This window comes from Caballeronia udeis (assembly GCF_044909315.1).
Taxonomy (GTDB): domain Bacteria; phylum Pseudomonadota; class Gammaproteobacteria; order Burkholderiales; family Burkholderiaceae; genus Caballeronia; species Caballeronia udeis_A.
Genome location: NZ_JBIYEB010000002.1, coordinates 448,732 through 471,749, shown reverse-complemented (window position 1 = coordinate 471,749; position 23,018 = coordinate 448,732). Strand labels below are relative to the sequence as shown.

18 protein-coding genes are annotated in these 23,018 nt (G+C 59.0%); 13 read left to right on the top strand and 5 right to left on the bottom strand.

Going from position 1 to position 23,018, the window contains the following annotated elements; genetic code table 11:
- The first annotated feature begins 2 nt into the window (after positions 1 to 2).
- The 6 genes from mmsA (at position 3) to ABH944_RS04780 (ending at position 6,988) form a co-directional block, all read left to right on the top strand.
- A complete protein-coding gene (gene mmsA, locus ABH944_RS04805; protein WP_404604345.1) occupies positions 3 to 1,532 on the top strand; it encodes a multiple monosaccharide ABC transporter ATP-binding protein in 1,530 nt (509 codons plus the stop codon).
- Between the two features lies 1 nt (position 1,533).
- On the top strand, positions 1,534 to 2,742 hold the full coding sequence (gene mmsB, locus ABH944_RS04800) for a multiple monosaccharide ABC transporter permease (RefSeq protein WP_404604346.1): 1,209 nt from the start codon (positions 1,534 to 1,536) through the stop codon (positions 2,740 to 2,742).
- 151 nt (positions 2,743 to 2,893) lie between these two features.
- Positions 2,894 to 3,190 carry a Dabb family protein gene (locus tag ABH944_RS04795; RefSeq protein ID WP_062089930.1) on the top strand — a complete coding sequence of 99 codons (297 nt, stop codon included), beginning with the start codon at positions 2,894 to 2,896 and terminating at the stop codon, positions 3,188 to 3,190.
- 36 nt (positions 3,191 to 3,226) lie between these two features.
- Positions 3,227 to 4,288 carry a maleylacetate reductase gene (locus tag ABH944_RS04790; protein ID WP_404604347.1) on the top strand — a complete coding sequence of 354 codons (1,062 nt, stop codon included), beginning with the start codon at positions 3,227 to 3,229 and terminating at the stop codon, positions 4,286 to 4,288.
- A 302-nt stretch (positions 4,289 to 4,590) separates the two neighbouring features.
- Entirely contained in the window at positions 4,591 to 6,231 is a 1,641-nt protein-coding gene (locus ABH944_RS04785) for a methyl-accepting chemotaxis protein (protein WP_404604704.1), read from the top strand.
- A 202-nt stretch (positions 6,232 to 6,433) separates the two neighbouring features.
- Entirely contained in the window at positions 6,434 to 6,988 is a 555-nt protein-coding gene (locus ABH944_RS04780) for an NUDIX hydrolase (protein ID WP_404604348.1), read from the top strand.
- A gap of 190 nt (positions 6,989 to 7,178) precedes the next feature.
- Here ABH944_RS04780 and ABH944_RS04775 read toward each other — a convergent pair whose 3' ends face one another.
- Positions 7,179 to 8,177, bottom strand: coding sequence for a LysR family transcriptional regulator (locus ABH944_RS04775; RefSeq protein ID WP_404604349.1), 999 nt, complete (start codon positions 8,175 to 8,177; stop codon positions 7,179 to 7,181).
- A 426-nt stretch (positions 8,178 to 8,603) separates the two neighbouring features.
- Here ABH944_RS04775 and ABH944_RS04770 point away from each other — a divergent pair, with 426 nt between their 5' ends.
- Positions 8,604 to 10,544, top strand: a complete 1,941-nt coding sequence (locus ABH944_RS04770; RefSeq protein ID WP_404604350.1) for a thiamine pyrophosphate-binding protein — start codon at positions 8,604 to 8,606, stop codon at positions 10,542 to 10,544.
- Positions 10,545 to 10,555: 11 nt separating this feature from the next.
- Entirely contained in the window at positions 10,556 to 11,212 is a 657-nt protein-coding gene (locus ABH944_RS04765) for a c-type cytochrome (protein ID WP_404604351.1), read from the top strand.
- 174 nt (positions 11,213 to 11,386) lie between these two features.
- On the opposite strand, the gene ABH944_RS04760 is transcribed toward ABH944_RS04765, so the two are convergent.
- The gene (locus tag ABH944_RS04760) at positions 11,387 to 12,406 is read right to left on the bottom strand and encodes a LacI family DNA-binding transcriptional regulator (protein WP_404604706.1); all 1,020 of its coding nucleotides are present in this window, start codon (positions 12,404 to 12,406) and stop codon (positions 11,387 to 11,389) included.
- A 265-nt stretch (positions 12,407 to 12,671) separates the two neighbouring features.
- On the opposite strand from ABH944_RS04760, the gene ABH944_RS04755 reads away from it, so the two are divergent.
- From ABH944_RS04755 to ABH944_RS04735, 5 genes are all read left to right on the top strand, one after another.
- Positions 12,672 to 13,811 (top strand): ABC transporter ATP-binding protein, encoded by a 1,140-nt coding sequence (locus ABH944_RS04755; RefSeq protein ID WP_404604352.1) that lies wholly within the window; start codon positions 12,672 to 12,674, stop codon positions 13,809 to 13,811.
- Between the two features lie 30 nt (positions 13,812 to 13,841).
- On the top strand, positions 13,842 to 15,074 hold the full coding sequence (locus ABH944_RS04750) for an ABC transporter substrate-binding protein (protein WP_404604353.1): 1,233 nt from the start codon (positions 13,842 to 13,844) through the stop codon (positions 15,072 to 15,074).
- A 98-nt stretch (positions 15,075 to 15,172) separates the two neighbouring features.
- A complete protein-coding gene (locus ABH944_RS04745) occupies positions 15,173 to 16,048 on the top strand; it encodes a carbohydrate ABC transporter permease (RefSeq protein ID WP_404604354.1) in 876 nt (291 codons plus the stop codon).
- Between the two features lie 14 nt (positions 16,049 to 16,062).
- On the top strand, positions 16,063 to 16,914 hold the full coding sequence (locus tag ABH944_RS04740; RefSeq protein ID WP_404604355.1) for a carbohydrate ABC transporter permease: 852 nt from the start codon (positions 16,063 to 16,065) through the stop codon (positions 16,912 to 16,914).
- Positions 16,915 to 16,978: 64 nt separating this feature from the next.
- Positions 16,979 to 18,970: a beta-galactosidase gene (locus tag ABH944_RS04735; RefSeq protein ID WP_404604356.1), complete on the top strand. Its 1,992-nt coding sequence runs from the start codon at positions 16,979 to 16,981 to the stop codon at positions 18,968 to 18,970.
- A 286-nt stretch (positions 18,971 to 19,256) separates the two neighbouring features.
- On the opposite strand, the gene ABH944_RS04730 is transcribed toward ABH944_RS04735, so the two are convergent.
- The 3 genes from ABH944_RS04730 to ABH944_RS04720 all read right to left on the bottom strand — a co-directional run bounded on the left by ABH944_RS04730 (position 19,257) and on the right by ABH944_RS04720 (position 22,933).
- Complete coding sequence (locus ABH944_RS04730; RefSeq protein WP_404604357.1) at positions 19,257 to 20,705, bottom strand: MFS transporter; 1,449 nt, start codon at positions 20,703 to 20,705, stop codon at positions 19,257 to 19,259.
- Between the two features lie 105 nt (positions 20,706 to 20,810).
- A complete protein-coding gene (locus ABH944_RS04725; protein WP_404604358.1) occupies positions 20,811 to 20,972 on the bottom strand; it encodes an isocitrate/isopropylmalate family dehydrogenase in 162 nt (53 codons plus the stop codon).
- Positions 20,969 to 22,933, bottom strand: coding sequence for an aconitase family protein (locus ABH944_RS04720; RefSeq protein WP_404604359.1), 1,965 nt, complete (start codon positions 22,931 to 22,933; stop codon positions 20,969 to 20,971). The genes ABH944_RS04725 and ABH944_RS04720 overlap by 4 nt, the downstream gene beginning before the upstream one ends.
- Positions 22,934 to 23,018 lie beyond the last annotated feature (85 nt).

Here is a 23,018-nt window from a genome sequence, read left to right as displayed (position 1 = left end):
CGATGGAAACCATTCTGGAGATGAACGAAATTCAGAAGAGCTTTGGCGCGGTCAAAGCCCTGAATAACGTCAGTCTTAAAGTCCGCAAAGGCGAGATTCATGCCATATGCGGCGAGAACGGCGCGGGTAAGTCGACGCTGATGAAGATCCTGAGCGGCGTCTATCCACATGGCTCTTATGCGGGCAATGTGGTCTACGACGGTGAAGACCGCGCGTTCTCGGATATTTCGGACAGCGAGCAACTGGGGATCATCATCATTCATCAGGAACTCGCACTCGTACCCATGCTCTCGATTACCGAGAACATCTTCCTGGGCAACGAACAGTCGAAGTGGGGTGTTATCGATTGGCAGGGCTCCCGGTCCCTGGCTAAGGAACTGCTGGCGAGGGTGGGCCTGACTGATTCCCCCGATACCCCTGTAGGCACGCTCGGAATCGGCAAACAGCAGCTTGTCGAAATTGCCAAGGCGTTGTCGAAAGAGGTCCGTCTGTTGATCCTCGACGAGCCAACGGCAAGCCTCAACGAAAAGGACAGCGACACGCTGCTCAATCTCCTGCTGGAGCTGAAGGCGCGTGGCGTGACGTCCATCATCATTTCGCACAAGCTCAACGAGATCTCGCGCGTGGCCGACGGCATAACGGTCATCCGTGACGGCTCAACGGTCGATGCGCTCGACTGCAAGGCCGAAAGTGTGAGCGAAGACCGGATCATCAAGGCGATGGTCGGCCGTGAGATGTCTGACCGTTATCCCAAGCGGGTGCCGAATATCGGCGAGGTGATTTTCGAAGTCAGGGACTGGCGCGCACAGCATCCGACACAACGGGAGCGCGCCGTCATCAAGGGCGTTAATCTCAAGGCGCGAAAGGGCGAGATCGTAGGTATTGCCGGTCTTATGGGTTCCGGGCGGACCGAGCTTGCGATGAGCGTCTTCGGCGGAACGTACGGTCAGGACATTTCTGGAACCGTGCTCATGCACGGGAAGCCGGTAGACGTTTCTTCGGTACAGAAGGCCATTAAAGCGGGTCTCGCGTATGTGACCGAAGACCGCAAAGGAAACGGCCTGCTCCTTGACGACAACATTCAGCGAAACATCACCTTGGCGAACCTCGCAGGTGTGTCGAATCTCGGCGTTATCAACGAACACGAGGAAGCAAGGGTCGCGGGGGATTTCCTGAAGAAGCTCCGTATCCGCGCCCAGGGGGGAACACATGTTGTCGCCAATCTGTCCGGCGGCAACCAGCAGAAAGTCGTGCTGAGCAAATGGCTGTTTTCCGGACCCGAAGTACTCATTCTTGACGAGCCCACGCGCGGCATTGATGTGGGAGCGAAGTACGAAATCTACAGCATCATCAATCAAGCGGTTGAAGCGGGTAAGTGCGTCGTCATGATTTCTTCGGAAATGCCGGAGCTTCTTGGCATGTGCGACCGCGTTTATGTCATGAACGAAGGCCGCTTCGTCGGCGAGTTCACCGCGGAGGACGTCTCGCAGGAAAAGATCATGCGGGCAATCATGCGAAATGGAGGCATCTGAAATGCGTAAGACACTCTCACCGGCGGCGCCGCAGGACGCCGGAGTCAAACATAGCGAAATCGTTCGGGTGCTCAAGCGGGGCGCCAGTGAATACGGACTGCTGATTTCGCTCATCGTCATCATGGCTTTCTTTCAGATGTCGACGAGCGGCGTGTTGATGCAGCCGCTCAATCTGACGAATCTCGTGCTTCAAAACAGTTACATCGTCATCATGGCGCTCGGCATGCTGATGGTGATTGTTGCGGGCCACATCGATCTCTCGGTAGGTTCAACCGCCGGACTGGTGGGCGCACTCGCAGCGGTGCTGATGGTGCAGTTCAATGTCAACTACGTGCTGGCCACCATCATCTGCATAGCCACCGGCGCGCTGATTGGAGCCATCCAGGGTTACTGGATCGCGTTCTGGCGGATGCCGTCGTTCATCGTGACGCTGGCCGGCATGCTGGTATTTCGAGGCCTGACAAACCTCGTGTTGCAGGGCCAATCCATTGGGCCGTTCCCCGACGCTTTCGCAGCTTTCAGTTCCGGCTTCATTCCCGACATCTTTCACGGGCAGGGTCTGCACGTCACGTCCATCCTGCTTGGAATTCTGGTGGGTTTGCTCTTCTTCGTGATTGAATTTCGACACCGCGCGAGCGCAACGAAATACGGCATGGGTAGCGGGTCGTTCTCCATGTTCGTCGCGAAGAACGTCATCCTCACCGGCCTGATTGTCTTCCTCTGCACCATCCTTGCCTCGTATCGTGGCCTGCCGACAGTTCTCGTCATCATGGGAGTACTGATTGGCGTGTACACATTCGTCATGAATCGCACCACCATTGGCCGTCGTATCTACGCAGTGGGCGGCAACGCAAAGGCGGCGAGATTATCCGGGGTCAGCGTTCCGGCCATCAGTTTTTTAACCTTCGTGAATATGGGCGTTTTAGCCGCATTGGCCGGCCTCATTTTCGCGGCCCGCTTGAACAGCGGCACACCAAAAGCCGGAACGGGCTTCGAACTCGATGTGATCGCTGCATGCTTCATCGGCGGTGCGTCGGCTTCTGGCGGTGTCGGGAAGGTGGTTGGTGCCGTAGTAGGCGCCTTCATCATGGGCGTCATGAACAACGGGATGTCCATCATGGGTATCGGCGTTGACTACCAGCAGGTGATCAAGGGCGTGGTGTTGCTCGCGGCTGTCTTTGTCGATGTGTACAACAAGAACAAGGCCTGAGCGTCGGCATGACGGACGTGCAGCCAGATGGTACGGGCGAGAAGCAGCCAATTTCAAAGGCCGAGTACCTGGTGGACCTGGGCAAAGCATCCATAGGTGTGGATGACTAAACAAAATTCGCACGGACTTCGGTCGCAAACACGGAATCGAGATGATTAAGCACATCGTTATGTGGGATGTTCGCGGTGAGTCGCCCGAGCAAAAGAAGGAAACGGCTCAACTGGTGAAGAGCGCCTTTGAAAGCCTGATCGGCAAAATTCCGGGACTGGCGAAGCTCGAGGTCGGTATGGATGTGAGCGGGGTCGACTACGCCTGTGACGTCGTGCTCTACACGGAGTTTGAGGATCTGGAGTCACTGGAGGCGTACGCGTCCCATCCAGAGCATCTGCGCGTCAAGCAGGTTATCGGGGACAGCCGTATCGCGCGGCACCAGGTCGATTACATCTGAGCCGACGAACATCGAACGATAGGGAACTCCAATCTTATGTACGAATTTACCTACACGACGCATGCCTCGCGGGTGGTGTTTGGCGCGGGAAGCATGAAGCTCGTCCAGCAGGAAGTTGAGAAGCTGGGAGCCCGGCGGGCGCTGGTTCTGTGCACGCCGGAGCAGAGAGCGCAGGCCGAGGTTGTTTCGTCGCTTCTCGGTCCGTCGAGTGCCGGAGTCTTCGATGGGGCGCAGATGCATGTACCCATTGAAATCGTGCGCCGTGCGCGGGAGTACGCGAACGCGGTCGACGCGGATTGCGCGGTGGCGATTGGCGGAGGCTCAACGATTGGCCTGGGCAAGGCCATCGCCCTCCAATCGTCTTTGCCGATCATCGCGATTCCGACGACCTATGCGGGTTCGGAAATGACACCGATCTATGGGATAACGGAGGGTGGGCTCAAGCAGACTGGGCGCGACTCCAGGGTACTTCCTAAAACGGTCCTCTACGACCCGGAGTTGTCGGCCGATTTGCCGGATCATCTCTCGTTCGTGAGCGGCCTGAATGCCATCGCACATGCTGCCGAGGGGTTGTATGCAAAAGACGGAAACCCGGTCATGTCGCTTATGGCAGAAGAGGGAATCAGCGCGCTGTCGAATGGGCTTCGCGGCTTGAAGAAGAGCAGCAAGGACAAGACGGCGCGCGGCGAGTGCCTCTATGGCGCGTGGCTTTGCGGGATGGTTCTGGGAAATGTCGGCATGGCGCTCCATCACAAGCTCTGTCATACACTCGGCGGCACGTTCAACCTTCCGCATGCGGAGACGCACGCGATTGTTCTCCCGCATGCACTTGCCTACAACAGCGTCGTGGCAGAGGAAGCAATGGCACGAATCGCGCGTGCGCTCAATGTGGAATCCGCTGCGGACGGGTTGTATGAACTGAGCCGGGAACTCGGTGTGCCACGAGGGTTACGTGAGATCGGACTGAGGGAGGTCGACCTCGATCGTGCGTGCGAGATAGTAATGTCCAATCCGTACTGGAACCCGCGTCCAGTGGAGGCTGCTCCCCTTCGAGAGCTGCTCCAGCGTGCCTGGCAAGGAAGCCGGCCGTGTCCGTGAGAAACGGCTGGGCGCTTACGCAAAATGCACTGGTCCTCAAAAATCTCTATTGGAAAGAGCTCGTGAGAGGTATGAGCGGAGCGGGCTGAAGAGCGCATGACGTGTTGAACCTCCCGCTTTCTACGCCACTGATCGCTAGCCGCAGCGTCTGGAAGTCACCGGTCTTTTTGCTGAAAAGACACCGGTGTCAGAAGGAAGACGATTCGTCATGCGAACTAAAATTGGTTTAACCTAATTTTCTAAATTCAGAAATATATATGCCGTAAAGGTGGTATGTCACCACCGAGGAGAAGATCATGAGGATGACCGTAGGCAGGAAGCTCGCCGCCACGTTTGGCGCAGTAGTAGTCGTTTCTTTGATCGGGAACACGATCTCCATCATCAACTTCCTCCGGCTCAATCAGGCGAACGGCTGGAACATCCGTAGCTACCAGGTTCTGCGGACCAGCGACGACATGCTGACCAACATGATCAAGATGGACGCGAGTGTGCGTGAATTCGTGGCGTCCGGAACCGAACGGTTGCTGCAGCCTTACAACGCGGGGAGCGATCAATTTGCCAAGTCACTCAAGCTGTCCCGCTCCTTGACAGCCGACAATCCCGACCAGCAACAACGACTCAATACCTTGAGCGGGATGCGTACGAAGGTAAATGCGATCGACGAGAAGCTGATCGGACTGCGTAGAGAAGTAACTGCTGGCGAGCAACCGTGGAACGCGCTGACCGACTATTTCAGGCAGGGCAACGACAAGCAGTTCATGGATCGCTATCGAGCGGTCGCGGCCCAGTTCGACAGCGCCGAGCAGGCGCAGCTCGACAGGCGCGCTGACGAGGTGGCAGCGATGACGCGGGCGACAGAGCTTGCGCTTGCGGTAGCGGGCGTCATGACGGTGCTCCTCGCTATCGCGTTGGGGTCCTTGATTACCCGCGGGATCATTCGGTCGCTGGGTGGAGAACCCGTCGATGCAGCGGAGGTCGCGGCGCGCATCGCGCAAGGCAACTTGGCTATTGCAGCGCCGGTGGCAGCGGACGATCACGGCAGCCTGATGGCGTCGCTGGAGTCTATGCGGCAGCAGCTTAGAACCATCGTTGCAGGCATCCAGTCGTCAGCCGAGTCGATGAAGATTTCGGCTGGAGAGATTGCACAGGGAAACAGGGATCTTTCCGAGCGCACGGAAGAGCAGGCCGCATCGCTTGAGCAGACGGCGGCGAGCATGGAGGAACTGACCTCGACGGTGCGTCAGAACACGGAAAACGCGAAACAGGCGAACGCGCTGGCTGGAGATGCCTGTGCAGTCGCGATGCGAGGAGGCGAAGCGGTACATCAGGTGGTCGAAACGATGCAGTCGATTTCACGGAGTTCGGACAGGGTCGCCGCAATCATTTCCGTGATCGAAGGGATTGCGTTCCAGACCAATATCCTTGCGCTCAATGCGGCCGTTGAGGCGGCGCGGGCCGGTGATCAGGGCAGAGGGTTCGCGGTGGTTGCCAGCGAGGTTCGAACACTGGCGCAGCGCAGCGCCACTGCGGCGAAAGAAATCAAGGAATTGATTACCCAGTCCGTCGAGCGTGTAGCTGAAGGATCCGAGCAGGTTGAACGGGCCGGCGCGACGATGCACGACATCGTGAAGTCGGTGCGGCAGGTGACCGATATCATGGGCGAAATCACGGCGGCCTCGGAAGAGCAGGGAACCGGGATCGAGCAGGTGAACGACGCGGTCAGCCAGATGGACGAGGTTACGCAGCAGAATGCGGCGCTCGTCGAGCAGGCGTCGGCTGCCGCGCAGGCCATGTCTGAGCAGGCCACGGCGTTGCGGGACGCTGTCTCGGTCTTCAAAATCGAAGAAACGGCCACTTCAGGTTCGGGATTGTTCGACCAACGCCAGTCACTCGTCGCCGGACTGAGAAGCCTGCAACCGCAGGTGGATGACGCAACTGGCTGACGTCGAGACGAGTGGAGAGTTTGCCCGGGGAGGGAGCGTAGGAATGCACAGCGGTTCGTGAGCGGGCTGAGCGTCGCAGGGCGCAGGGTATTAATCTGGCAGGCTAGGGCCACGTACTGCGTTATCGCTCGACGTCGACGCCGTAAAATCTACGTTGGACGAAAGTGCAAGTTCAACTTTGAGTGACCAAAGGGAACCGGCAATGGAAGAAAAATGGAGAACCATCAGGAGCGAGTCTCTCTTAAAGGACCGCTGGATCGACGTGCGCGCGGATTATTGCGTTACACCAGGAGGGCGGGAGATTAGCCCTTACTACGTGCTTTCTTACCCTGACTGGATACACATAGTAGCGGTTACTGCCGATGACCAATTGGTCCTGGTACGTCAATATCGCCATGCGGCCGGCGATTTCTTTACGGAGGTACCTGCAGGAGCGGTTGAAAAAACTGACAACGATATCGAGCAGGCAGCGCGTCGTGAACTCGAAGAAGAAACCGGGTTTACGGCAAAGTCCTGGAGACATGTAAGTACGTTGCATGCGAATCCCGCGTCGCACACGAATCGGGTGCATATATACCTTGCGCTTGATGCCGTGTGCGATCAACAGCAACGCCTTGACCATGGAGAAGAAGGGCTGTCCGTTCATGTCATCCCCATTGCCCAGGTTCTTGCTAAGCTGCCGACGGGTTTTATTGGCCAGGCAATGCACGTATCTTCTATTCTGCTTGCGCTGAATGTTGCGGGGTATCTGAAATGAAGTCACGACTGGCAATCATTGGGCATTTCGCAGCCGGCCGTGCACCGGGCGGCGCGGCAGATCGAGCAGAACGTCGGGATGTCGCTGTACCGGCGGCGGGTGCACAGCGTGTCGGCAAATCCGTCCAGCAGGCATTCGTCGGGCATCTGCGTGAGGAATGTGCGTCCCGACTCTGAGCGCAGGTCAACTATCAGGTCGACGTCCGGGTCAACAGGCTCAACGCATGGTTCGTCGACCTGGCCTCGTCGACGATCCACTGGACGAACAAGTCGATGCTCCTGCGAGGCGTGGCCGATACCGCATGGTAGGCAACACCACAATCGGACAGCACGGGGAACGGTGCGACGAGGCGACCACTCTCCAGCTCGGATAGCGCCAGAGCGGGTGCGCTGACCACCACCCCCATGTCGTCGGCCGCCGCTTCCAGTGCGGTCATCGCATGCGCGAAATGGTGGCCGTGGGACTCGTCGGGGGCGGTAATGCGCGCGAATTGCGCCCACATTTTCCAGTACGATTCGCCGCCGCGTACGACCCCCCTGTCGTCGTACAGTAAAGGCAGCGAGACAAGTTGCCCGGGCTGGTTCAAGTCGATGCGCGATGCCAGAGAGGGCGATAACAAAGGCGTGAGCGTGAGCGGCAGAATGTGCGTGACATCAAGATTCTCATATCGCCCATCCCCTAGCAACAGCAGCACGTCCACCTCTGCCATCCATTGGCGAATGTTGTTTGCTTCCATGGCTTGCTGGGTCCACGCGAGTCCGAAGCCATGCATACGCGACACGATTCGCACATCGATATCAGCATGTTGAACGAGGAAACGGTGCAGCCGCGGCATCAGCCAGCGATTGGCAAAGGAAGGAGGGCAATCAATGGTTAGCGGTTCCTTGTCCTTAAAACGGCCGAGCAGTTCGATGGATTCGCGCATGATCCGGAAACTCTCCCGGAGTTTCGGTAGGCAGGCGCGACCTGCCTGCGTGAGCACGAGTCCCCCTTTCGTGCGCTCGAAAAGGGATACGCCGAGATGGGCTTCGAGTGCATTGACCTGGAAGCCGACTGCGGCCGGCGTGACGTGCATTTCCGCGGCGGCCTTCGTGAAACTCAGGTGACGGGCCGCCGATTCGAATGCTTTCAGTGCATTGAGAGGGGGCAGCGGCGTGGGCATTGTCTCGATTGGGCTGGTTGAGGCCACATACATTTTTCTCCGGCGCGTTGCTCAAGGAAATCTAGCAAACCGCACAAGGATTTCTCATGTGACCGCAGCGCGACAGGCGGCTAAACTGCACAGCCTTGGGGCCTGGGTTGGGTGACGAAATGTCGGATGCAGACGATTCTTACACAAAAATTCATAGCACGGCTGCCTCGATTCCCAGCATGGCAGATCCTGTCGTCCATACAAAACTGAATGCGTCCATTTAGCCGGAGGTCGTCGCGACTCCCGCGCTTGGGCACTTCGCGCGCTACACAAAGATGCAGCCGGACGAAGGTTCGATCTTCCAAGCCACTTCAGTGACAAGCCTCAGGGCCGGGCAATAACTGCGTCCGCCAGCTATCGGGGTGCGCGGAACACGCATAGAAAGCATGATCCGGCGTCATCAACAGAAAAGGAGACAACAGCGTGACTGGCCGACGAAGGTTTCTGAAAGGTGCACTCATTACCGGTACAGCTGCCGTGCTTGTGAAACCGAACGCCGGCGCCGCGCAACCCGCTGCTGCGGACAAGGGATCGGCAGTGGGCCAGCCGTCCGCGGCGCTGGTCGCTTCTGAGACTGAGGCGCCTTCGCTAGACGAAGCGCCCGCCACCGACACGGCACACATCGGCAACCCCGGTTCGGACTTCATGGTTGATCTGCTGCGAATCGCCGGCATCGACTATGTCGCGGCGATGCCAGGGTCGACCTTCCGGGGTATTCACGAATCAATCGTCAACTACGCCGGCAATACGCATCCGCAACTGATCGTTTGTACTCACGAGGAGGCGTCAGCCGCCATTGCGCATGGTTATGCCAAGGTCGCGGGAAAACCGATGGCATGTCTCGTCCATAGTACGGTCGGTTTGCAGCACGCTTCGATGGCGATCTACAACGCGTGGTGCGATCGAGTGCCGCTGATGGTGCTGGCGGGCAACATTGCTGATGCCGTGAAACGTCGCCCCGGCGTGGAGTGGTATCACACGGCGCAAGATCTCGGTGCGCTGGTGCGTGACTATACGAAGTGGGACGACTACCCCGTGTCGCTTCAGCATTACGCAGAGTCGTTCATGCGGGCTTACACGATGTCGGTCACCCCTCCCATGGAGCCTGTGCTGATTGTCGTCGATGCCGAGCTGCAGGAGCAGCCAATTGCCGATCCGCGCGATATCTTTGTACCGCCGCTGCGTGAGGTCTCGCCGCCTGTAGGAAGCCCGGATGCGCTTGGTGCGGCTGCCTCGCTGCTATGCAATGCGAAGGCGCCGGTCATCGTGGCTGATCGGGCCGTCCGGACGCAGGCGGCCATGGACACGCTGGTCAAGCTTGCGGAGTCGCTCAATGCGCCCGTCATTGATCTGCTCGCGCGCATGAACTTTCCGACTAACCACTACCTGAATCATTCTTCGCTGCAGACGAGACTGCTCGCAGAAGCGGATGTCATCCTGGCGCTGGAGGTTGGCGATGTATGGGGACTGACGGGAAGCGTGCCCGACACCATTGGCCGCCCATCGAAGCGACGTGCAAAAGGCGACGTCAAGGTTATCAGCATTTCCACCGCTTACCTGTATGGCAAATCAAACATGCAGGATGCCGAACGATATTTCTCACCCACTCTGCCTATCGCCGGCGACGCGGAGGCGTCGCTGCCCGGGCTGCTGCATGCCGTGCTAACGACGCTGACGCCGGCGCAACGTCAAGCCGTTGACATACGCGCGCAGCCGATGCGGCAGGCGTTCGAAAGGATGCGGAGCAACGCGCGTGAAGCCGCGACGCGGGCGTGGGACGGCAGTCCCATCAGTACCGCGCGCCTGTCTCAGGAAGTCTGGAATGCTATCCGGCACCAGGACTGGGCGCTGGTTTCTCCGACAGGCGCGATCAGCCAGTGGCCTCAGCGGCTGTGGGATATCACCAAGGTTTATCAGTTCATCGGTGCCGGGGGTGGCTATGGCGTCGGCTATGCTGCGCCCGCTGCAGTGGGCGCAGCTCTCGCGCATCGGGACGCCGGTCGCATAGCAGTCAGTATCCAGACAGACGGTGATCTGATGGTCCTTCCGGGTGTGCTCTGGACCGCTGCTCATCATGGTGTGCCCTTACTCATGGTGATGCACAACAACCGGGCGTGGCATCAGGAGACGATGCACATCCAGCGCATGGCCAGTCGCCGCGACCGGCATCCTGAAAGAGGCACGATCGGCACGGTGCTTCACGATCCGCCGATCGATTATGCGGCGATGGCGAAAAGCATGGGCATGTGGGCGGAAGGGCCGATATCGAATCCGGCCGATCTCGGCCCGGCGCTTGCGCGCGCGATGGCGCAGGTAAAGGAAGGCAAACCTGCATTGGTGGATGTGCTGACCCAACCCAGGTAACGGAACTGTCGATGCAAGCTCATTCTGGTTCAACCATCCGCATTGCAATGGCCGCCGTATTGGCGGCCGCTTGCACATGGCCAATCCTGTCCCACGCCGATTCAGCTGTCGATATAGAAGCAGGGCGCGCGCTCTTCATGCAGAAAGGCTGCTACGAATGCCACGGCATATTCGGGCAGGGCAGTATTGCGACTGGACCGGCACTGGCGCCACACCCGGTACCACTACCGGCGATGGAAGCCTACGTGCGGGATCCTAAAGGCCAGATGCCGGTCTTTAGCGAGGAGATCCTTTCGAATGACGATGTTTCGAAGATCCATTCGTATCTTGCTTCCCTACCGCCGAGTCAGCCGGCCGATAGTATTGCGCTGTTGAACAACGGCACGTCGTTGGCCACGGGACCTGTCAGCAGTTCGTCCAAGTCCCGAACTGAACATCCGCCTGCACCGGGTGCATCGATCTATGCGGCAAATTGCGCTGCATGCCATGGCCAGACCGGCGAAGGCGGAGTCGGTCCCGCGCTGATCGGTATTTCAAGCAGGTATCAGACAGCCGATATCGAAGCGCGCATCCGGGAACCGTCGGGCATCATGCCCCACCTGTATCCGAAGCCTCTCAGTGCTCGGGACGTACAGGATGTAGCAGGCTATGTGGTGTCCCTGAAATGAATGATGCGCGCTGAGAGCGCCTGTCGGGCGCACAGGGACGGACGATAGCGCGTCCACTATAGACTTGCGACTATCCACAATTTTTGTGGCTTCCTCCTGTCAACGGGGGATAAATTTGGGCGATACCACACATATCGACCTCGGTCGCCCAACGTGACTCTGCCCGACAGAGCCCTAATTTTTCCGTATGGGAGCGGTGGAATCGCGTTTGACCAGCACCGGGTCGGTGGTCCGAATAACCGGGGCGACATCCGGAGTGTTGGCGATGAGCTTCAGCAGCAACTCCACGCTTTGCTCGGCGATCTCGGCCGTAGGAATGGCCACGGTGGTGAGTGACGGCCTGGATTGACTCGCCAGTTCGATGTTGGTCACGCTGACAATGGACAGGTCGTCGGGAACATTCAATCCGAGCGAGGCCGCGGCGTTCAGCGCACCCAGGGCGGGAAGGTCGTTCGAGACGAACAAAGCCGTCAAGTCCGGACGTGCGGACAACAAGTCGAGCGCAGCGTCGAAGCCGCTTTGGAACGAGTCGCTGCAGAACCTCGCATCGGCCAGGACATGCTTGACCTTTTGCGCGCGCAGGGCATCGCGAAATCCTTGATAGCGGCCCCCGTGAATGCCATTTTTCGCGCTGCCAACGAGTGCGCCGACGCGGCGATGCCCGAGTTCCAACAGGTGATTCGCTGCGATAAAGCCTGCCTTGTGGGAATCAAAGGCAACGCACGGAACCCCCGGCGGATTGTCTGGAAGCTCCCAGATCGAAATAACCACGGGAGTCCCCGTTGCCTGAATGGCTTTCAATTCGTCAATCCGCAGCTCGCCGTTGTTCGCCACCAAAATGCCGTCCGACAATGAGCCCGCGACATCCGCAAGAAACCGTGTCCCGCCATCCGGCTCATAATCAGTATTGCAAACCAATAAAAAACGGCCGTGCCGGCGAGCCGCATTGTTTGCTTGCAGCGTGAATTCCGGATAGAAAGGGTTCGTGATGCAACCCAACATGAGCGCGAGCGTAGGTGCACGGCGTTCCACTAGCGCCCGGGCGTTCAGATTAGGACGGTAACCCTGCGCGGCCACCACCTCCAAAACCCGCTCACGCGTCGCGTCGCCTACCCGGCCGCGGTTTCGCAGTACGTTCGTTACCGTCGTCGGAGTCACGCCAGCCAACGCTGCGACCTCCTTGATCGTCGCCATCAGCCTTTCCCGCTTAGCCATTCTATTTCCCGGAATCTGCAGTGGTCACCACTTACAACTACCTTTAATGTCATGCCAGACGTCAATGTTACCAACGCTTGCGGCCGACCGACGGTGTCGATTGCGCTAAAAAAATTCTTGCCAATCGTACCGCACGCTGCTAATTTCCATCCGTACAACCACGTTGATCAACATTTCTCACGGCCCCGGGTCGTATTTTTAGAGGAGTTTGATTTAACGTTAAATCAAAAAAATTGGAGACGCGGTGGCAGCGATATCTTTGCAGGGCATTTCGAAGGCGTTCGGAGAGCATGCGCCGGTGCTTCGCGATGTAAATCTCGAGATTGCACACGATGAGTTCTGCGTGTTCCTCGGGCCGTCCGGCTGTGGAAAATCCACTCTGCTGCGCATTATTGCCGGGTTGGAGGACCCGAGCTCCGGAGAGATTTCGATCGGTGGCCGCGTCGTGAACACCGTGCCGCCGGCAAAACGCGGTGTAGCGATGGTGTTTCAAAGCTATGCCTTGTTCCCGCATATGACGGTCGCCGAGAACATGAGCTTTGGGCTGAAGCTGGCCAAATTGCCCGCGCCAGAGGTGGAGCGCAAGGTGCAGGAAGCCGCGAAGATTCTGGAGCTCGGCCCCTTGTTGAATCGCAAACCTTCGGCGTTGTCGGGCGGTCAGCGGCAGCGTGTGGCGATCGGCCGGGCCATCGTGCGCGAGCCCGGAGTCTTCCTGTTCGACGAACCCCTTTCGAATCTCGATGCGACCTTGCGCGGCCAGACCCGTGTCGAAATTGCGCGAATCCATCGCCGCTTCAGTGAGGCGAGCACCGTCTATGTGACGCACGACCAGGTCGAAGCCATGACGCTCGCCGACAAGATCGTCTTGCTCAATGTCAGCCGGGATGCGTCGGCATCTGGAAGCATCGCCCAGGTTGGCACGCCGATGGATCTGTATCTGCGGCCAAACAGCCGCTTTGTAGCGGGTTTCATCGGCTCGCCCCAGATGAATTTCCTGCCGGCGACAGTCAGCAAGTCAGAAGAGGGGAGCACGACCGTCACGCTCGGGGCGTCCCGCGAAGACGTCCGGGTCAAGCGGACAAACGCGCGCCTGACACCCGGACAGGCGGTGACGCTGGGCGTGCGGCCGGAGCACATCACGCTGCTCGCTTCGGGCGAGTCGGATAGGGATGAGCCGGGATGCGCTCGCTCGAAACTGACTCGCACCGTGTCGCTCGTCGAGCGGCTTGGCGAGCAGAGCTACCTCCATTGCAGCGAAGCGGACAGTGCCACGCTTCTCGTCAAGCTGCAGGGCAATACGCAGTTGCGCTCCGGCGAAGTGGTTCACCTCGCACCGGACCCCGCTTCATGCCATCTCTTTACCGAAGAAGGCCACGCCGTCTGAGCGGGCTCACACAACACCAGGAGACAAACCATGCAGAATCGATTCCGCTTGTCGTTGCTTTGCGCCGCACTGAGCTTCGCCGCCACTGTTCATGCCGGTACGCTGACTATCAATATGGCGTTCAAAGGGGCGAATCAACGCGCATTCTGGGAGACCACGGTAGCCGAATTCGAAAAGGCCAATCCCGACGTCAAGGTCAAGATTGCCTACATCGAGGAAGAGGCCTACAAGGTCCAGTTGCCCGGCTGGCTGATTTCCGAGGCGCCGGATATTGTCAGGTGGCATGAAGGTGAACGGATGCGGTACTACGTCGAGCGCGGCTTGCTGGAGGACCTCTCGCCGGACTGGCAAAAGAACGGTTGGAACACCAGCTTTGCCTCCCTGAAAGAACCTTCGTCGTATCAAGGCAAACAGTACGCATTGCCGACGGACTACTTCTCCTGGGGTGTTTTCTACAGAAAGGACTTGTTCGCGAAGGCGGGGATTCAGGGTGAGCCGAAGACGTGGGCTGAATTCCTCGACGACTGCAAGAAGCTCAAAGCAGCCGGCATTGCTCCGATCGCCGTTGGCGGGCGCGATTCGTGGCCGCTCGCCGCATGGTTTGACTACCTCGACCTGCGCATCAACGGCTACGCGTTTCACATGCAGTTGATGGACGGAAAAATCCCTTATACCGATGCGCGCGTTAAAAAGGTGTACGAAGCGTGGAAGGTGCTGATCGACAACAAATATTTTGTCGATAATGGGCTTTCCTACACGCTCGATTCCGCTCAGCCTTTGCTGATTCAGGCGCAGGCGGCGATGATGCTGATGGGCTCGTTCATCTCCGCTGGCCTGCCCGATACGGTCAAGTCGCAGACGGGATATTTCCAGTTCCCGGTTGTCGACCCCAAGATTCCTGTGGCTGAAGATGGCTCCGCGGACTGCCTGAATATTCCTGCCAAAGCAAAGAACAAAGTGGATGCACGACGTTTCATCGCGTTTGTGGGTACGCCTGAGATCGAGGGACGTCTTGCCAAGGCATTCGGTTCATTGCCGGCCAACAATCAAGCGACGGTGTCGGACGATCCGTTTACCAAGAAGGGGTTCGAGATTCTGTCGAATACCAAAGGTGGCATTGCACAGTTCTACGATCGCGACATGACCAAGGAAATGGCAGACGAAGGCATGAAGGGCATGCAGCGGTTCTTCAGCGACCCGTCCAAGCTCGATCAGGTACTGGCGCACCTGGAAGAGACGCGCTTGCGTATCTACAAAAAATGATACGCGACTATCTGGCGCCGTTGCGCGCCGGGGAAGGGATTGCTTAATCAACGTTTAGCCAAAATAGCGCGCCTCGGCGCGCATTACCGAGCTTCGTCATGTCCCCATCCATCAGTGCGTCTCCACTCGCGCGCCGCCGCCGGCGCTCGGCGCTGCTGTTCCTCGCGCCCGCTTGTGCGATGTTCTTAATCTATGTGATCTACCCGATCTTCAGCAGCATCGTGCTGAGCTTTTACGATTGGGACGGAGTAGGAGCGAGAACCTTCGTGGGGCTGGCGAACTACCGCGAATTGCTGCACTCCGACACGTTCTCCACAGCGTTGCTTAACAACGTGATCTGGCTTGTCCTGCTGTTGCTGGCGCCGCCAATCGGATTGCTGCTTGCGCTTTATTTGAATCAGAAAGTACGCGGCATCCGGATAGTCAAATCATTATTCTTTGCGCCGTTCGTTGTGTCGGGTGTTGTCATCGGCCTCGTCTTCAGCTGGTTCTACGACCCTTCGTTCGGTTTGCTGAAGGTACTGATCGGGCACGGTGTACCCGTGCTCGGCGACGAGCATATGGCCACACCGGGGATCATTGTTGCCGCGCTTTGGGTGCAGATTCCGTTCTGCATGATCCTGTTCCTGACGAGCCTGACCGGGATCAATCCCGAGGTCATCGAGGCCGGTCGCCTGGAAGGCGCCCGCGGCTGGACCCTGCTTTGGCACGTGGTGCTGCCCCAGTTGCGCCCGGCGACGTTCATGGCGATCACGCTGACCGTCATAGGGGCGTTACGGAGCTTCGACCTGATTTCCGTCATGACGGGCGGCGGCCCCTTCGACAGTTCGACTGTCCTTGCTTACTTCATGTACGACCAGGCAATTAAGTACTTCCGTTACGGCTACTCAGCCGCGATTGCGGTCGTGCTGTTCCTCATCATGCTGGTCTTCATCGTCTATCAGTTGCGGCGCTTGCTGCGCTCGGACAACTGATTCAGGAGCATCCCATGTATCCCTTACCCGTCGCCAGCTGGAAGCCATCGAACCGGGTGCTGTACAAGATATCTTTGCCGGTTGCGTTGTTTATCTGGCTGTTGCCCTTGTTGGCGGTGCTGGTCACCTCCATCCGCTCGTCCGATGAATTGATGCAGGGCAATTACTGGGGGTGGCCGCACGACTTCGCCGCCCTCCAGAACTACCGGACCGTGCTGGTCGATTCGCCGATGCTCCACTACGCGTGGAACAGTTGCCTCATCACGTTCCCGTCGGTGTTCGGTGCGATCGTGCTTTCCGCCATGGCCGGTTTCGCTTTGGCTACCTATCCGTTCAAGGGCAGCGCGGCCGTTCTGGCCACCTTCGTCGCGGGCAACTTCGTGCCGATCCAGATTCTGATGATCCCGGTACGCGACCTGACTTTGAAGCTCGGACTATTCAACACGGTCGGCGGCCTCATCCTGTTTCATCTCTCTTTTCAGACGGGCTTCTGCACTTTGTTTTTGCGCAATTTCATCAAGGAGTTGCCATACGAACTTGTGGAAGCGGCCAGGGTAGAAGGCGCCACCGAATGGCAACTGTTCTACAAGATTGTGCTGCCCTTGATCCGGCCCGCGCTTGCCGCGCTCGCGGTCCTCGTTTTCACGTTCGTCTGGAATGACTATTTCTGGGCGTTGTGTCTCACACAGGGTGACGACGCGGCGCCGCTGACGGTCGGGGTCGCTGCGTTGAAAGGGCAGTGGACCACTTCTTGGAACCTCGTCTCGGCAGGTTCGTTGCTGGCAGCGCTGCCGTCCGTCGCGATCTTCTTCGCCATGCAAAAGCACTTCGTAACGGGACTCACGTTCGGCGCTACCAAGGGCTGAATTCTTTCACTGCGGGCCGGTAGCGTTTGCGTCCGGTGCCTGTCATTCAAATCAGGAAACATTTATGAAGGTCGGTGTTGATTACTATCCGGAGCATTGGGACCGGGCGATCTGGGAAGAGGATGCGGCGCGCATGCAGGCCGCAGGCATTTCGCTCGTGCGGCTTGCAGAATTCGCCTGGTCACGGTTGGAGCCAACTGAAGGGCAATTCGACTTTGCGTGGCTCGACGATGCCATCGATATTCTCGGCCGCCATGATATCCAGGTGGTCATCGGTACGCCGACCGCGACGCCGCCCAACTGGCTGGTAGCGAAGTGTCCGGACGTCCTGCCGCTGGACAACAAGCGCCAGCCGGTCTATCCCGGCGTGCGCTTGCATCGCTGTTACAACAGTCCGTCGTTGCGCCGTTACACCCAGATAATTGTTGAAAAAATGGCGGGGCACTACGGCAAGAACCCGCACGTCATTGGATGGCAAACCGACAACGAGATGATCGGCAACGACAGTCACAGCGACGCCGCCATCAGCGACTTTCGTCTCTGGTTGCAGAAGAAATATGGTGACCTCGAAACGATGAACCGGGCGTGGGGCACCGTTGTCTGGAGCGGCGAGTACAGCGACTGGTCCCAGGTGAACACGCCTCTGGGTGGCTCACCTCATATGAACCCGTCCTACCTGCTCGACTACAAGCGCTTTTGTTCGGACTCCGTGGCGGATTTCAACCGCTTCCAGGCGCGCATCATTCGGGAGAATTGCAGCGGGCAGTTCATCACGCATAACCTGTGGGGTTACCCGGTCGTCAACGACTACTACGACCTGTTCGACAGCATGGATTTCGCATCGGTTGATTATTACCCGAGCACCGATCTCGCCAACGACAGCAAGTCGCGCGTCTATCACGGCGCCCTTACACACGATCTTACGCGCGGGCTCAAACAAAAGAACTTCTGGGTGATGGAGCAATTGAGCGGCACGCCGGGTTGCTGGCATCCCATGTCGCGAACGCCCTATCCGGGGATGATCCGTGCGCACGCGTGGCAAAGTGTTTCGCGTGGGGCGGATGCCATCGTTCAGTTTCGATGGCGGACTGCTCGCATTGGCGCCGAACAGTTCTGGCACGGCTTGCACGACCATCATGGTAAGCCCGGGCGACGCTTCGACGAGTTCACGCGCTTCAGCGAAGAAGCGCGACGGTTGTCGCCTTTGCTGGATGGCACGAGCGTGGTCAATGACGTCGCGATGTTGTTTTCGCACGATCAACTCAATGCATTGACGATCCAGCCTCAATCGGACGGTTTCGATTATCTTGCCAACTTCAAGCAAATACATCGGGCGTTCCTCAGGCTCGGTGTAGGTACTGACGTGATCAATTGGACATCCGATATCAGTCGCTACAAGCTGGTCGTGGCGCCATTCCTGTTTCTTATCAACGACGCCCTCGTCAAGACGTTGACCGGCTATGTAGCGGCAGGCGGAACGTTGATCCTGACGACCCGGACCGGCGTTAAGAACATGAACAACGTGTGTTTGCCGACACAGCTTCCCGGACCATTGAGCGAGCTTGCCGGCGTGCTGGTCGATGAGTATGACCCGGTGGGTCATGACACGCAGTTCGTCTCGCTCGCTGAAGGCAGTACGTTCGAATGCGCGCAGTGGTGCGATGTCCTCACACCGACCAGGGCCGAAACGGTGGGCACATACGCGAGCGAGTTCTTTGCAGGCCGGTCAGCCGTGACGAGAAACCGTTTCGGCAACGGGGAGACCTACTATCTCGGCACGGTGCTGAAGGACGACGGGTACAAGGCGTGGTTCGAGGGGATTTTGACCGGCCTGAATATCCCTGTGATGCCGCATCTTCCAGTGGGAGTCGAGGTTTCCGTTCGGGCTGACGGCGAGCGACGTTTTTTGTTCGTGCTCAACCTGACCAAGAGCGAACAGGTCGTCGAATTGCCTGAAGGTGACTATCAAAGTGTGCTGAGTCAGCTGGCTGCACCAAAGCACTTGGTGCTGGAGGCGATGGGCGTCGAGATCCTGCGGTCTGTCTACAAAATCTAGCGCGGCGTTTCGTCCGCAATTCGCTTGGCGCTTTAACACCCACGTTGGTGACCAGAGGCGTGCCTTTTATTGAACGCGCGAGTCGATGCATGTTGGCTACGAGGGCGCCCAACACCGGCGGAATTCTATCCTCCTGTAGATCAGGAATCCCTTGTTTGTTAAGGTCCGGTCATTCTGGCTGGACGATCATCTCGCATTGTGCCAAACAAAGACTTGTCCTTCGGCACGGCCGGCTTGTGTGGAAACCAGGAGTGTGTTTGCCGGGTATGGTCGAAGCGTTCCGGTGCTAGTGAGAAATGCTTTCCAGCGACGCACCCCTGGTCCTCGGCCCCATCATTCCAATGACGATCATCACGATCACCATTGCGCCCGCAATGAAGCAGAACACGCCAGTCACGCCGAAATCTCTCAGGATGAAAGCGATGACGAAAGAACTGAAAACGGCCGACAAGCGGCTCCAGGAATAGACGAAGCCCACCGCACGCGCGCGAATCGCGGTCGGATAGAGCTCCTGCTGATAGGTGTGGTACGTGAACGAGATGATGTTGCCCGCCAGCGTCAGGCTGACACCTAATGCGACCACCATCGCGGCGTTGCTCACCTGGCTGAAAATCAGCCCACAGGCAACGTTGGCGCCCGCCATCACGACGATTACATGCTTGCGCTCGAAGCGGTCGGCAATCCGGTAGCCAAGAAGCGGGCCGATGGGCGCCGCGAGTCCGATAACGGTTGTGTACAAGAGGCTGGACGTCACCGTGATGCCTTGTTTGACGAGCAAGGTCGGCACCCAGTTTGCGAAGCCGAAAAATCCGACCGTCTGGAACACGTGGAAGATGATCAGCATTACCGTGCGCTTGCGGTAAGGCGGCTTCCACATATCGCTGAAGCCGGCTTTGCGAACTACCGGCTCGGCAGGTCCGGGCACCGGCAACGGCTCGCCGTACTCTTTCTGAACCCTGGCTTCAAGCTGACTCAGCACCGCGTCCGCCTCGTCGAGCCGGCCTTTGCTAGCCAGCCAACGCGGGCTCTCGGGAAGGTTGCGTCGGAACCACCAGATCATCAGCGCGCTGCTGCCACCGAGCAGCACCACCCAGCGCCAGCCGTCGATGCCCAACGGCGTCCTCGGCACCAGCAGATAGGACAGGAAGGCCACCACCGGCACGGCCGAAAAGCCCACGGCCTGGCAGATCGCAAACGCGCGGCCACGCAGATGCTTGGGCGCGAGTTCGGACATGTAGGTGCCGATCGTGATCAGTTCGACGCCGATGCCGAGCCCCGAAATAAAGCGCCAGGTATTCAAGCCCAACGCCGTCGTTTGAAGCAGCATCGCCGTGTTGGCCACGACGTACCACAGCAGGGCATAGGTGAAGATCGCGCGCCGGCCGAAGCGGTCGGCGAGGAAGCCGCAGGCGATGGTGCCAACAAACAGTCCGGAGAACAGCGCGGCGATGAAACTGGCGACGCCGGAAGTGCCGAAGAGTCCTGCCGTCGTAGACGTGAGGATGCCACTTCTGACCAGGCCGGGCGCGATATAGCCGGTGAACAGCAGGTCGTAGATCTCGAAGAAGAAGCCGAGGCTCAGCAACACGATCAACTTCCAGACCGATCGCGTCGCGGGCAACCGGTCCAGGCGGGCCGAGATGTTGCCGTCGTCGCCGATGCGATCGACGTGGCTCGTGCTGGTAATGTCTATCGCCGGCTGGAGGTCCTGCGAAACGGGTTGTGCGCTAGCCATGCTTGTCTCCTGCTGTTATAGGTGTTCGACCGGCTCAAGCGAAGGCGACTCGCGACTGTCCGATCGAGCTGGCGATCGCTTCGCCCATTTGCCGCGTACCTTCGACTACGGCAGCGAATGCCCGCACTGCCCGAATGCAGACGCGCCGGCAAGCGCAGCCTCGATCGAGAAGTCGAAGTCGAACGGGCGCAACGCGTCAAGCACGCGGAGCGATTGAGCAACGACTTCCGGACCGATGCCGTCGCAGGCGACGACCGCGATCTTCATGCGTGCCGCTGCCGGAGTTCATCGAACGAGACGATTTCACCGGCAAGCGCACTCGCCGCAACGGTCGGCGGGCTCGCCAACCAAACCTGTCCGGGTCCCGAGCGGCCCGGGAAATTGCGGTTGATTGCGCTTACGGTGACCTGAGACGCGCCGGTGGAAGAGCCGGGTCCGCAATTCGCACACGCACCGCACGAGGGCTGCAACATCTCGGCACCGACGCGCTCGAAAGTCTCGATGTATCCGCGCGCCACACAGTAATCGCGAACGTCAGTGGTGCCGAACTGAAGATAGAGCTTCACGTGATCGGGCACGCGCAACCCGCGTTCGGCCGCCCACGAGAGCACCGCGTGATAGTGATCGAAGTCGTCGCGCTTGCCCGCCGTGCACGAACCTCCATACGCGACGTCGATCGCCGGCCGCTCCTGCAATTCGTCGATTGCGACCCCGTTACCCGGATCGCCGGGCAACGCCACCATCGGCTTGATGGCGGTGCAGTCAAGCACGATGGTGTCCGCGTACACCGCGCCGGGGTCACTCTGCATCCACGGTTCGAGCGTGAACTCGACACCGCGCCGCTCTTTCAGGAAACGCACCGTCTCCGCGTCCGGCGCCACGATGCCACTGAAGCCGCCAAGCTCGGCTGTCATGTTCGTGAGCGTTGCGCGTTCGTCGGTCGTGAGTTGAGTAATGGCCGATCCGGCGAACTCGAATACCTTGCCTACGCCCAGTCCCGCGCGAATCTTCGGGTTTGCGAGCAGATGCAGCACCAGATCCTTGGCGGTGACGCCGGCACTCACCGGCCCGCGCATGTCGATGCGCAGCGACTGCGGCACCGTCAGGCGCACAGCACCGGTCATGAACGCGTTCGCCATGTCCGTCGTGCCAACGCCGAACGCAAGGCAACCGAGCGCCCCGCTATGCGGCGTATGCGAATCAGTGCCGACGACGACCTGCCCCGGCAGTGCGTACAGCTCGGCCATCATCGCGTGAGAGATACCTTCAGACCCTTCAGCCGGCTTGCCGTCGATACTGTCGAGATAACCATGATTGCGCACACCATACTCGTCGGCGAACGTGCGGTGTGCCGCCGACAGTTCGCGCACGTTGGGCAGCAGGCCGTTCTTGATGTGCAGTTCGCTGCGATGCGAGTAGGACAGGTGATCCTCGAAGGCGAGGATGCTGGCGGGATCGAATAAATGAAGCGGCCGCCCGAAGGTGGCGTGCAACATGTGTGTTGCCATGCCGGTGTAGTACTCGTGGATAAAGCGCCAATCCGCATGCGCGAAAGCGCCGTTGCCCGGGTCGATCGACGCGCTGGTCTGCTCGGTGCGAATCGCGTGACGGGCGAGGATTTTTTCGGCAAGCGTGCGCGGTGTGGTATCCGCTTCGGCGGCAAGGCTCGTCACCGCGACGTGGCGCATGTTAGTTGCCCCGTAGCGCAACAGGCCGCCGCTACGCAGGATCGCGGCCGCCAGCGTATCGCGCGACGCCACCAGTTCCTCGATGTCGATCGGCTCGCCACGTTGAATGCGCTCGATCAGACCGAAATCGGTCGACGTAAACAGGCCGAGATTGTCGGCGTTCTGCCGGTAGATACGCTCGAAACTTCTGGCGATCACCAGCCGAATTCCCGCATTCACCTCCGCGACCGGGCTGTGTTCACGGGACGAACCCTTTCCGTATCGGTTACCCGCAACCGTGACGCAAAAACCGTTTGATTTGACGTCATCTACGCCGATCGGACATTGCTCGCGCGCGCGTAAGCCGACGTATGGGTAACGGCCAAGACGTTCGTCATATTGCGTCAGCACGCTCATCGGCGTGATCTCGTCGGTCGACACGTCGTCGCGCAGTTCTCCCGCAGTCGTAAGCGTCAGGTTTTCGCCTGCCAGTTGCCGTTCGATAAGACTCGGTTCCGCGCTCAGAAAAAGAATGCGTCCCGCTAAAGTCAAAATTGCCATGTCCGTCTCCTGACTGGCAATGTAGGCCGCGAGAGATCCCCGGACGAAGTGCTGCTTCGGCAAACCGGGCATCGCAGGTTGCGAT

Coding starts and splice junctions, on each gene's coding strand:
- ABH944_RS04795 (WP_062089930.1), top strand. CDS start 2,894: ATGATTAAGCACATCGTTATGTGGGATGTTCGCGGTGAGTCGCCCGAG.
- ABH944_RS04780 (WP_404604348.1), top strand. CDS start 6,434: ATGGAAGAAAAATGGAGAACCATCAGGAGCGAGTCTCTCTTAAAGGAC.
- ABH944_RS04725 (WP_404604358.1), bottom strand. CDS start 20,972: ATGAAGATCGCGGTCGTCGCCTGCGACGGCATCGGTCCGGAAGTCGTT.
- ABH944_RS04785 (WP_404604704.1), top strand. CDS start 4,591: ATGACCGTAGGCAGGAAGCTCGCCGCCACGTTTGGCGCAGTAGTAGTC.
- mmsA (WP_404604345.1), top strand. CDS start 3: ATGGAAACCATTCTGGAGATGAACGAAATTCAGAAGAGCTTTGGCGCG.
- ABH944_RS04740 (WP_404604355.1), top strand. CDS start 16,063: ATGTATCCCTTACCCGTCGCCAGCTGGAAGCCATCGAACCGGGTGCTG.
- ABH944_RS04735 (WP_404604356.1), top strand. CDS start 16,979: ATGAAGGTCGGTGTTGATTACTATCCGGAGCATTGGGACCGGGCGATC.
- ABH944_RS04730 (WP_404604357.1), bottom strand. CDS start 20,705: ATGGCTAGCGCACAACCCGTTTCGCAGGACCTCCAGCCGGCGATAGAC.
- ABH944_RS04765 (WP_404604351.1), top strand. CDS start 10,556: ATGCAAGCTCATTCTGGTTCAACCATCCGCATTGCAATGGCCGCCGTA.
- ABH944_RS04745 (WP_404604354.1), top strand. CDS start 15,173: ATGTCCCCATCCATCAGTGCGTCTCCACTCGCGCGCCGCCGCCGGCGC.
- ABH944_RS04790 (WP_404604347.1), top strand. CDS start 3,227: ATGTACGAATTTACCTACACGACGCATGCCTCGCGGGTGGTGTTTGGC.
- ABH944_RS04720 (WP_404604359.1), bottom strand. CDS start 22,933: ATGGCAATTTTGACTTTAGCGGGACGCATTCTTTTTCTGAGCGCGGAA.
- ABH944_RS04760 (WP_404604706.1), bottom strand. CDS start 12,406: ATGGCGACGATCAAGGAGGTCGCAGCGTTGGCTGGCGTGACTCCGACG.
- mmsB (WP_404604346.1), top strand. CDS start 1,534: ATGCGTAAGACACTCTCACCGGCGGCGCCGCAGGACGCCGGAGTCAAA.
- ABH944_RS04750 (WP_404604353.1), top strand. CDS start 13,842: ATGCAGAATCGATTCCGCTTGTCGTTGCTTTGCGCCGCACTGAGCTTC.